Origin of the sequence: Microcoleus sp. B13-B6, from assembly GCF_036705405.1 — a bacterium.
Classification (GTDB): Bacteria; Cyanobacteriota; Cyanobacteriia; order Cyanobacteriales; family Microcoleaceae; genus Microcoleus.
This window is the reverse complement of record NZ_JAUBUJ010000003.1, coordinates 155517-168259: the sequence shown is the minus strand read 5'-3', so window position 1 is coordinate 168259 and position 12743 is coordinate 155517. Positions and strand designations below refer to the sequence as shown.

Below are 12743 nucleotides of genomic sequence, written 5' to 3'. Positions count from 1 at the left end.
TTATAGTCGAGCCGCCGACGCCGCCGACACCAACACCAGTTATAGTCGAGCCGCCGACGCCGCCGACACCAACACCAACACCAGTTATAGTCGAGCCGCCGACACCGCCGACACCGACACCGACACCAACACCAGTTATAGTCGAGCCGCCGACACCGACACCGACACCAACACCAGTTATAGTCGAGCCGCCGACGCCGCCGACACCGACACCGACACCAACACCAGTTATAGTCGAGCCGCCGACACCGCCGACACCGACACCAACACCAGTTATAGTCGAGCCGCCGACACCGCCGGCACCGACACCGACACCAGTTATAGTCGAGCCGCCGACACCGCCGACACCGACACCGACACCAGTTATAGTCAAGCCGCCGACGCCGCCGACACCGACACCCCCTGCTATCATCAACACACAGAATAATTGGTGTGGCTTAGAAGCTGGATTGAACAAACTTGAAAACATCCTTGACGACCAGCTAAATACAATTAAACTACCCATAGTTGGTTCCCTCAAGAACATTGCCCCCAATTTTATTGACAGCTTCAAAAATAAGTTAGTCGATGCGGTTAAAAATGGGGTAAATCAAACTACCGAGCAGTTAGAAACTACTTTGGGCAATGTACTTGGAGCTGATTTCAACGTCAAAGTCGATCGCAATTCTACTCAAGAGGAAAGCACTTTACTAATTACTCTGGGTAAAGCATATCAAAGCGATGCTAATTTAGCCCAAAATTTAGGGATGCCTGGATTAGGTTTGACTACGGATGGGAAAGCTAAATCCACAGCAAATTTTGATTTGGCGATCGCTGTGGGTGTTCATAAAGATTTTGGTTGCTTCATAGATACCGACAAAACCAAGCTTACAGCTAATTTTGACGCCGGAATAGATGACAAATCTAAGGGGCAAGCTAATTTAGGCGTTTTACAACTTGACCTGAATAATAATCCTCAAAAACCCACTAAAGCTGAGGCTAAACTTGCCGTCAATTTGAAGGATTTGGATAATTTGGGAGGTGCGAATGATGGATCTCGCTTAACTCTCTCAGAACTTGGTGGTAACTATCAGTTAGCAGATTTGTTCAATGCTACCTTAACTGCTAACGCTAATCTCGGTCTCCAAGCTAAAACTAGCATTAACAGCAATCCTGCTTTTCCTTCCTTAAGTTTTGACCTGGGCGCTAATTGGCAGGCTATTAATTATACCAACGGTCAATTAACTGCACCGCAAAATCCAACAATTAACATCGATAACGCCTCTTTTAACTGGGGGCAAACATTACAAGGGTTGGAAACAAGCTTGACTCAGCTTCAAGACAGTCTCAATCAAAATTTACTGGAAGTAAAACTGCCAATTTTAGGGAAATTAAAAGATGTAATTCCCGGAGATTCTAGTGCTTTGACTTTCCTGAATACAGTCAAGGAGAGTACAATAAATGAGTTGAAGTTAGTTAGCGATCGTACTCTCAGTTCAACCCTCACTTCTCTTGTCCAAGACTCGCTAGATGGCAATTTCAACTCCGAAGCATTAGGGGCAAAATTAACTTCTCAATTTGCCCAGAAATTTTCTGAACAAATTGCCAACAACCTACAAGCAGGATTAACCAAATATTTTCCTTCCAAAAAACTCTTTGGCTTTTTAGATTGGCCTAGTTTGAGGGTAATTGGTAACGGTACTCCAGATGACATTAATCTGCAAATTTCCCTAGACAAAAACTATGAATTCCCAGATGTTAACCTTTCTGGAGACTTAGGACTTCCAGCATTAGGTTTGGACGTAAATGGCAAAGCACAATCCAAATTTGACGGTAACTTATCATTAGGATTTGGCGTCAATAAAGATTTTGGCTTCTATGTTGACACCAACAAAACCAAACTGGACGCAAATGTAGAAGCTGGTCTAGATAATAATTTCAATGCCAAAGGTCAATTAGGATTTTTCCAAGTAGACCTTGCCAACAATAAGGACAATCCTACCAAAGTTGAAGCAAAATTTGCCGTCAAATTAAAAGATTTAGATAATTTGGGAGGTGCTGATGACGGATCTCGCCTAACCTTCCCAGAACTGACTAGCAACTATCAGTTGTCAGACTTATTGAATCCTACCTTAAATAGTAGTGCTAATCTCGGTCTGCAAGCTAAAACTAGCGTTAACGGCAATCCAGCTATCCCTTCCTTTGACTTTGACCTTGGAGTTAATTGGCCGATCGTCAATTACGCTAACGGTGAATTAACCGGGCCGCAAAAACCCAGTGTTGAGTTCAAGAATATGCAGCTCGACTTGGGAAGCTTTATTACGGGTTTTGCTAAACCTGTCATCACCAAAGTCAATGATGTTGTGAAGCCGGCTCTTCCTATAATCAATGCACTGGAGAAGGATATTAAACTGCTGTCTGAATTCAAGGCGATCAGGAAGTTCTTCGACCAAGACCGCGATGGCAAGGTGACGCTGATCGAAATGGGTGCGACTCTCACAGGCACAACGATCGATGATCGATTCCTAGATGCCCTTCAGTACATCGGCCAAGCAAGTGATTTGCTCAATAGTTTTTCATCTCAAGAGGAGAAAATTGCTATAGATTTAGGTGACTACGCGATCGATTTCGATGCCACAGATCCCAATGCTGATACCAAAACTGCTAATACAACTCAAACCAAAACCGCCACATCTCCCACTGACCAAGCTAAATCAAATTCAAAGGGCAACACTCAAGAGTTGCTTTCCCTCTTTGACAAGATGGATGGGCTGAGTTTTCCTATCTTGAGAGAGCCTCAAGTTGCCATCGACTTGCTGATGGGTAAACCAGATGTCAACCTGTTCGACTATAAAGTGCCAAAGCTCGATTTTAATTTCAGTATTAATAGAAAGTTTCCTATCTACTCCATTCCTGTTGTAGATGTAGGTGTCAACGGCAAGTTACAGGGAAACTTTGAAGCTAAAGCTAACTTTGGTTTCGGCTTTGATACCTCTGGACTTTCTCAATGGAAACAATCTGGCTTTAATGCCTCAGATGCCTATAAAGTTCTTGATGGTTTTTATGTAAGCGATCGCGAAAATGCAGATGGTACAGGATCGGATGTTAATGAACTCAAGCTTAATGCTAGTATTTCGGCTGGGGGCGGAGTTGATATTGCAGTGGCAAATGCCTACCTCACGGGTGGAATTAAGGCTAATGCTAAATTAGACTTGCTCGACGTGGGAGAAGGGTTTGTTCCCTTTAGAGGAACGGGTGATGGCAAAATTCGCGGTTCCGAAATTACTTCCCGCATCAGCAACCCCCTGAGCCTGTTTGAAGTTAATGGTGACGTGAAAGCTGCCCTAGATTTTAAGGCTGAGTATTGGACTTTCTGGGATGGCTGGGAAACAGCTTACAAGAGGCGCCTAGGTGAAATAAAACTGGCTGACTTCCGATTGGGAAGTGGTTCGACGCGCAAGAGTCGCGCCATTGATGGTTACATCACTGGTGGAACAGTCTTCTTCGATGCCAACTTCAATGGGCTGCAAGATGATAATGAACCCTTCGCTTTTACCAACCCTGATGGCAGCTTCGACCTCACGATAGAACTAGAAAAATTCGACAACAATAAAGATAGCAAGATCGACTATACCGAAGGTAAAATTGTCATCACCGACGGGATAGATATCTCGACCTATTTGCCCCTAGAGACACAGTTGTCTTCTACTCCAGAGTCAGAGGTGGTGACACCTTTAACTACCGTCATCGCTGAGTTAGCCCAGCAAGGCACTGACCCTGAAACTGCTGAAACTCAAGTGAAATCAGCGCTGGGTCTGCCGGCTGATGTTGATTTGGGCAGCTACGATCCTTTGGAGGCGATCGCCAATAACGATCCCAAGGGTGTGGCGGTTTATGCAGCACACGCTCAGGTACAAAATACCATTGTTTTAGTCACCGATTTAATTACCGGTGCTTCAACTACCGCGAAAAATGAGATTGCCAAGAGCGTAATTTCTGCGGTTGCCAATCAAATTAAATCTGGCACTCTCGACTTCAGCAATTCCACACAAGTGCAGGCGATTATTGAGTCGGCGACGAGTCAACTGCAAGTACCGCAACTCTCTAGTATTGCTTCGGATGCTGCCCAAATTATTGCCGAGGGAAATCAGCGAATAAAGGCGATCGCATCCAGCAATTCCTCGCCCTCAGATGCCGCGACAGAAATCGCCCGCATCCAAAAAGTTGCACAAGGAGAAGTAGCCCAAGATTTACTGCAAGTCGCAGCCGGAAATAAAACGATTCAGTCGGCGATTTCCGAAAATACTGGTGCATCTCTAAATACCAAAATTCAGTCGGCGACAGCTAACAATCCAACAGTCCGTAATACTTTAGATACTGATGACTCCAGTACACCATCTACACCCGATGAACCATTCCCAGAAAGCGGTATTGAATTAGTTAAAGATGGGGAAAATACTACCGAAAGCACCGATGGCGATGATACCCTCATGGGCAGCGCTAGCGATGATATATTGCGCGGTAGAAAAGGAAATGACTTGCTGTTTAGCCTTGATGGCAATGATTGGATGAATGGCAATCAGGGGAACGACTTAACAGATGGTGGAATTGGTGACGATACGCTTTACGGCGGAAAGGGTTTTGATACCTTGACTGGTGGTGCGGCTAGTGATTTCCTTTCTGGCAATCGGGGTGAAGATATCCTAATTGGTGAAAAAGCCGACGATACCCTTTACGGCGGTCAAGGCAATGATATTCTGCTAGGAGGTCAGGGTAACGATTTCCTCAGTGGCGATTTGGGCGATGATACCTTAGTAGGGGATGTAGGCAATGATAAATTCTTACTCTCTACCAATTCTGGTATTGATACTGTTGCTGACTTTGAAGTCGGTCAAGACTTGTTAGTATTGGGTAACGGGTTGACTTTCTCGCAATTGGCCCTTGTCCAAGATAGCGATGCAACATTAATCCGGTTTGCACAAACAGGGGAAATTTTAGCTTCTCTGGCAGGAGTTTCTGCTAGCAGTATTAGTGCCGTTAATTTCGGATTGATTTAAGAAGGATGTGGGTTCAAGCACTTATTCTATCGGAGTTTGAAGTAAGTCCGCGCGTGCGAAGCTATCCCGTAGGGAATCGCCCGTAAAGATGGTAACGAATAAGTTTTAGGGGCGGGTTTTACGGGAAATAATTGCCTAATACCAATTATCCCGTAAACCCGCCCCCACCCTTGCGAAAGTCCGCTAGGGCTTGAAACGAACGGCCCAACCGCATGGCAGATATGTATCAAAAATCCCGTTCTTAATATTTCAGTATAATGACACTTGCTATTGAAATGTTTTTGTGTTATCTCATCCACCTCGCGCTGGCTTATCCGTAATATTACTTAATAAAATTCCCCATCTTTATCAAAACTTTAAATAAAAAGGTGTTTATAAAGAAAACTTTATAGATATTCTCTAAAAAAACAGTTATGGTTACTACAACCTTCAGAAAGTGTTTCGGATGCAAGTCGCGAAACAGGGAAACTATTGTCTTTTTTTAGCTATTAGTAGGTGCATTATGCCAAATTTAAATAATCAAGTTTCTCCAAGTTCGATCGTCTTTATCGATACTAAAGTTGAAAATTATCAAAGTTTGATTGCAGGGGTAAAACCGGGTACGGAAGTAGTCGTTTTGGATGGGAATAAAGATGCGATCGACCAAATTACTGAAATTTTAGCTCTTCGGACAAATATTGACAGCATTCACATTGTTTCTCACGGTGCTCCGGGTAGCTTGCAATTGGGTAATGGCTGCTTGAGTGCAGATAATGTGGAAACTTATTCCGAGAAATTGCAGCAGTGGCGGAGTGCTTTAAGTGTTGATGCGGACATTCTGATTTACGGTTGTAATGTCGCATCAGCCTCTGGCGCTTACCCGAAAGTCCGCCAGGGAATGAATTCCCTGTCTCAAAGCTCAAGTCGGTTGAAACCGACTGGTAACAACCTCAATAAACAGTCCCTAAGCGAGGACTTTCGCTATGAGACGGGGGTTGAAACGAACGGCGGATCGGATGAATACGCCATAGATGATGAACAGGCGAGAGATATAGACGGTGTAGCCTTCATCCAACGGATTGCCCAACTCACAAATACAAACGTTGCAGCTTCCCAAAACCTCACGGGAAGTGTAGCCAAAGGCGGCGACTGGGAACTGGAAGTCAGAACCGGGGAAATAGAAACGCCGCTGACATTTGAAGCCGAAGTATTAGCAGGTTACGAGTATGTTTTGAATAGTTTTGGTGCTGCAACTAATTTTGGCGCGGGGGGGCAGCCGCAATTCGTCGGCGTAGGAGACTTCAACGGCGACACCAAGCCTGACTTAGCCGTGCCGAATCGTGTCGCTAACGTTTCTATCTTATTAGGGACAGGTACAGGCACCTTTAGTGCTCCCACTAATTTTCCTGTGGGACAATATGCCTTTGCTGTGACGGTGGCAGACTTTAATGGAGACACCAAGCTTGACCTAGCCGTTGCCAACTGGGGGAGTAATAACGTCTCAATTTTGTTAGGAACAGGGACAGGCAGTTTTGGTACAGCTACCAACTTTAACGTCGGGTCGAGTCCTTGGTCAGTTACGTCCGGCGACTTCAATGGAGATGGCAAGATTGACCTAGCCACAGCCAACATTGACTCAAACAATGTCTCTATTCTATTAGGGACAGGTACAGGCAGCTTTAGTGATCCCACGAACTTTATCGTCGGGACAAAACCCCAGTCTGTATCTGTAGGCGACTTTAACAAAGACGGCAAACTTGACCTAGCTACGGCGAACTTTACCTCAAACAATGTCTCGATTCTATTGGGGACAGGCACGGGTAGCTTTGGCACTGCCACTAATTTTAGTGTGGGAACAAACCCCTATTCTGTTGCTGTGCAAGATTTTAATGGGGATGCCAACCCTGACATAGCTACAGCCAACGAAGGCTCTAATAATGTATCGGTACTGTTAGGGAATGGCACAGGTGGCTTTGGGACTAACACTAACTTTGCTGTGGGGACAGGGCCTCGTTCCGTTACTGTAGGTGACTTTAACGCCGACGGCAAAATTGACTTAGCTACAGCGAACGGTGTTAGCAGCTCGACCCCTGTGGCTAATAACCTCTCGGTTCTGTTGGGGACAGGCACTGGTACTTTTAGCCCTGTCGCCAACTATAGCTTGGGGTCAAATCCCTGGACTGTCACTGCGGCAGACTTGAATGCGGATGGGAATCTTGACCTAGCCACGTCGAACTATTGGACTAACGACGTTTCGATTCTGCTTAATACAACCCCGGCGGTAAATTTCGGGGCTGCAACTTACAGTGGCAGTGAAGGAACCGCAGATACAGTAGTCAATATTCCCGTTACTATCAGCGCCACTCCTGACGCTGCTGTAACAGTGCCTATTGTCATCGACCCCAGCAGCAGTGCCACCGAAAATTCAGACTACACCTTTTCGCCTACCTCGATTACATTCCCCGCAGGTGCAACAGGTGACGCACTCACCCAGAATGTTGCATTTACTATCAAACCCGACAACATAGTTGAAAATGCCGAAACCGCAATCTTCAACTTTGGCACAATCACCGGTGGCGTTGCCGGTACAACCAAACAAACCACACTAACTATTGCGGCTAACGGTCAACCTTCAAGCCTGAGTCCGTACCAAATAGACCTCAAAACAGGCGCAATTACTGGTGGGCCAAACCAGTTTATTTCTCTAGTAAATACCCCTACCGACTCAAACGCAGACAGTTGGTTAGAAGCAGTCGCCAAAATCAATTTTGACGGCAAGATCAAAAAAGCGAAATTCATCGTTGAATACGACAAAACTCCGTCAGGATGGACGGTAAATCTCGGCGACTCAGCGTCAAACGATGGCTATGGAGGGGATGCCAGCACTAACAGCCGCGATGCCGAGATGCAGATTGTTAACGGGGGTATGGCAGTTTTTGGGAATGACTACAATACACCCCCTGGCGGAGAACTTACCCCAGGAAATGTGCCTAACTTTGTGAGTAATGGTTCCCGCGTCGAGTTAGAAGTGAGCAACGAACAACTTGCGTGGGATAACAAAAGCGGGCTAAAAAATAGCCTGAATTCCCCATATCTTTACGCCCTCAACGGTCAACCTGATGCTACTGGGCCAGTCAATTCCGAGATTTACGCCGGATTTAACAGGGTGATTTCAGGGCCAGGCGATCGCATCGGATCGGGTGCTAGCAAGGTGACAATTCTGCTCAATCCGATCGACTACGCGATTAGCGCTGGTACTGCAACCGTTACAGAAGGCAATGAAGGCAAAACTGCTGCCACTTTTACTGTTACCCGCAGCGGTTGCACTGACTTGGCGAGCACAGTAGATTATGCGATCGCAGGTACTGCTACAAACGTCAGCGATTACAACAACATCGGCGGCACATCCGGTGCAACTGCTGCGACTGGTACGATTAATTTTGCAGCGGGCGAGACCTCGAAAACCATTACTCTGGATGTTTTAGGCGATGCGGCGATCGAAGCCAATGAAACCCTTGAGGTTACGCTGTCAAATCCCTCGGTATTAGATTCTACACCGACACTTACCACTGCTACCGCTACCACAACTATTGCTAATGATGATGTAGCGCCACCGACACCGACGCCAACGCCGACACCAGTCACGCCGACGCCGACACCAGTCACTCCGACGCCGACACCGACACCAGTCACGCCGACACCGACGCCAGTCACGCCAACACCAACGCCGACGCCAGTCACGCCAACGCCGACGCCAGTCACGCCGACGCCGACGCCAGTCACGCCAACACCGACGCCAGTCACTCCGACGCCGACGCCGACGCCAGTCACGCCGACGCCGACGCCAGTCACGCCGACGCCGACGCCGACGCCAGTCACGCCGACGCCGACGCCAGTCACGCCAACACCAACGCCAGTCACGCCAACACCGACGCCAACGCCAGTCACGCCGACTCCGACGCCGACGCCAGTCACGCCGACTCCGACGCCGACGCCAGTCACTCCGACTCCAACGCCGACAACTGGTACTCCGACGCCAACGCCGACAACTGGTACTCCGACGCCGACGCCGACAACTGGCACTCCGACTCCGACGCCGACAACTGGTACTCCGACGCCGACGCCGACAACTGGCACTCCGACTCCGACGCCGACAACTGGCACTCCGACTCCGACGCCGACAACTGGCACTCCAACTCCGACGCCGACAACTGGCACTCCAACTCCGACGCCGACAACTGGCACTCCAACTCCGACGCCGACAACTGGCACTCCGACGCCAACGCCGACAACTGGTACTCCGACGCCGACGCCGACAACTGGCACTCCGACGCCGACGCCGACAACTGGTACTCCAACACCGACGCCCACGCCGATACTTGGAAGTCCTGGCATTGTTATTAGTCCGGCATCGGGATTAGTAACTACAGAAGCAGGTGGCACAGACCAATTCACCATCAAACTCAACCGCCAACCGACTGCGGATGTAACGATTGGTTTGCGTAGCAGCAATGAGGCAGAGGGAGTAATTTCGACGGAATCAATTACTTTCAATTCTGCTAATTGGAATCAGTGGCAGCCGGTTACGGTAACGGGTGTCAACGATCGAGTATTTGACGGCGATAAGACTTATCAGATTGTGACTGCCCCTGCTGTGAGTGCCGATAGTAACTACAACGGCCTCAATGCACCGGATGCGACTGTTGTTAACAGGGGTAACACCATACCGCCATCTAACGATCTGATTGCTGGTGGTCCTCGCAACGATCAGATTCTTAGTATTCCCACGGTAAATTTTTCCCCAGCTACTTACCAAGTCAATGAAAGTCGCACAGTAACCGTTCAGAAACAAATTACCCTCACTCGCACTGGGGATCAAAGCAACTTTTCCACGGTGTGGCTAGAACGTCCTACTGGTTCAGCTACTTTGGGAATAGATTGGAACGTTCCGCCCAATTTCTCTCCTCAAATCACCTTTAACCCAGGCGAAAATAGCAAAACTTTGACAATTGACATCTTACCGGATGGTCAGTTTGAGGGAACAGAAGAAATTGCGTTTCGGATCGCCAATGGGGGGGTTAATGTCAATATCGGCACCCAAAACACTGCTACCTTGCAAATTTTCGATGCTGAGGGGCCTCCTACAATTAATTTCTCCCCAGCTACTTACCAAGTCAATGAAAGTCGCACAGGAATCGTTCAGAAACAAATTACCCTCACTCGCACAGGGGGGAATATAGACAGCTTTTCCAGGGTGTACCTAGAACCTCCTACTGGTTCAGCGACTTTCGGAACAGATTGGAATACCCCCAATTTCTTTCCTGAAATCACATTTAACCCAGGCGAAAAGACCAAAACTTTCACAATTGACGTTTTTCCGGATGCTCAAGTTGAGGGAACAGAAGAAATTGCGTTTCGGATCACCAATCGGGATAATTCCATTATTGGCACCCAAAACACTGCCAGTCTGAAAATTATCGATGCTGAATCTACACTCAACAACAACCCGCCGGTGGTGACTAATCCCCTCTTGAATCAACGTGGTCCCAATCCCCGCCGCGACTTCAGTGTGACTCTTGCTCCCAACACCTTTACTGATCCCGATCCCGGTGACAGCCTCACTTACTCCTACTCAATAATTCCAGAGCCGGATCCCAACGGACCCTTCGGCCCCAACCGTCTCGATTGGCTGACCTTCGACCCCAATACCGGCACTTTCATTGCACCCGATTGGCTGACCTTCGACCCGAATACTCTGACCTTTAGCGTGAATTTGAATGCTGGCAATGTTCCCTCATTCTTCTATGTGCCAATTAAGGTGACAGCAACGGACAATGCGGGTGCCAGTGTCAGTGACTTCTTCCACCTGTACCGCGCCGACAGCCTTTCTGGCGTCGCAATTGACGGTTATATCTCCGGTGCTACTGTGTTCTTAGATGCCAACAAAAACGGCATCCTCGATGCCAACGAACCATCCACCACAACTAACAGCAGCGGTGAGTTTAATCTCGATATCCCCTTCGAGACATTCGACACCAACAAAAACGGAGAAATCGACCCATCAGAAGGAAATTTAGTTGTCACAGGAGGCATTGACACCGCCACCGGCTTACCCCTAGAAACACCAGTCACCGCACCACCAGATGCGAGTGTAGTCACCCTCCTAACCAGCTTAATCGCCGACTTAATCGACAAAGGAATTGAACCAGAAGAAGCCCAATCTTTAGTCAAAGCAGCCCTTTCTCTCCCCGCTGAAGTTGACCTAACTAGCTTAGACCCTATCTTAGCTACCAATAACAATCAACCGGGCGGAGTCCAAGTCTTAGCCGCAATGGTGAAAGTCCAAAACTTCATCACCCAAACCAGCGCTTTGATGGACGGTGCATCCAGTGTAGTCAATACCGATATTGTCAAGGCTGTTGTCAGTTCAATTACGGCTCAAATTCAATCCGGTACAGTCTTAAACCTCAGCAATGCCGCAGCCTTAGAACCAATCATTCAGCAAGCTGCCGCGAAAATCCAGCAAATAGACCCCAGTTTCAACAGTCAACAAGTCAGCCAAATTACATCGCAATCCGCGACAGTAATGGCAACAGCAAATCAGCGCATTGATGCGGCTGTCTCCAACCCAACAGCAACATCAATTCCTGAATCACTTGCCCGCCTCCAACAAGTAGCCTTGGGCCCAACAACTCAAGACTTCAAAGAAGTTGGTACAGGAAATAAACCTATTTCCCAGCTAGTTGCTGACAATACTGGTACTGCTTTAGATAGCAGAATTGAAGCTGTAGTATTGCCGACTGGGATTGCCACTCCTGTTGTCAGCGGCGATGCTGATTTGGGCAGCAATTCCCCGGATGCAATTCTCGGTACTAATGGCGACGATATCCTGACTGGCGACAGCGGAAATAATGTGTTGATGGGGATGAGGGGCAATGATTCCCTCGACGGCGGCATTGGAAATGACTCGGTTTTCGGTGGCAAAGGTAGCGATACTTTGCTTGGAAGTAGCGGTGATGATGTCTTATTTGGCAACCGTGGTGCTGACATTTTGAATGGCGATGATGGTAATGATATTCTTTACGGAGGTAAGGGCGATGATTTGCTCAATGGCGGTTTGGGAATGGATACTTTGACTGGAGGAATGGGATTAGATAAATTCCTACTCTCTACCAATTCCGGTACTGATACGATTACTGATTTTGAAGTCGGTCAAGACTTGTTAGTATTGGGTAATGGGTTGAGTTTCTCGCAATTGGCAATTGCTCAAGATAGCGGTGCAACTTTAATCCGGTTGGCACAAACAGGGGAGATTTTAGCTTCTCTGGCCGGAGTTTCGGCTACCAGTATCAGTGCCGTTAATTTCGGATTGATTTAAGAGCGATTTCGGGTTTATTACCCAGATTTCTGCCTTCCGAGAAACTCGTGAGCGCGAGAGTAAGACAGGGGTTTTTAACCCCTGTCTCATAGAAACTAATCCCAACAATTCCAACTGCAAAAGTATACGAGAAACTGTTCCCGCTTCTAATCGAGATGCTTCCACAATTGTATTAAAAGAAATCGGCCCAGAGGCGATCGCACAGCGTCTTCCACCAATCGATCGAACTCTGGTACTAAACCTCTGAACCTCTACTCCTATATTCTCCTTCCCATACTCTGCACGGGGACTAAAATATTTCAGTATAATGATACTTGCTATTGAAATGTTTTTGTGTTATCTCATCCACA

At 47.5% G+C, this 12743-nt stretch carries 3 protein-coding genes; 2 read left to right on the top strand and 1 reads right to left on the bottom strand.

The genetic code is table 11. The annotated features are described in order from the left end of the window. On the top strand, positions 1 to 5036 hold a 5036-nt coding region (locus QUB35_RS02645), incomplete at its 5' end, for a calcium-binding protein (RefSeq protein ID WP_333139106.1). A gap of 502 nt (positions 5037 to 5538) precedes the next feature. Then, on the top strand, positions 5539 to 12393 hold the full coding sequence (locus QUB35_RS02640) for a DUF4347 domain-containing protein (protein WP_333139104.1): 6855 nt from the start codon (positions 5539 to 5541) through the stop codon (positions 12391 to 12393). Here QUB35_RS02640 and QUB35_RS02635 read toward each other — a convergent pair. After that, positions 12331 to 12591, bottom strand: coding sequence for a DprA-like winged helix domain-containing protein (locus QUB35_RS02635; RefSeq protein ID WP_333139113.1), 261 nt, complete (start codon positions 12589 to 12591; stop codon positions 12331 to 12333). The genes QUB35_RS02640 and QUB35_RS02635 overlap by 63 nt on opposite strands. Positions 12592 to 12743: the final 152 nt, after the last annotated feature.

Coding starts and splice junctions, on each gene's coding strand:
- QUB35_RS02640 (WP_333139104.1), top strand. CDS start 5,539: ATGCCAAATTTAAATAATCAAGTTTCTCCAAGTTCGATCGTCTTTATC.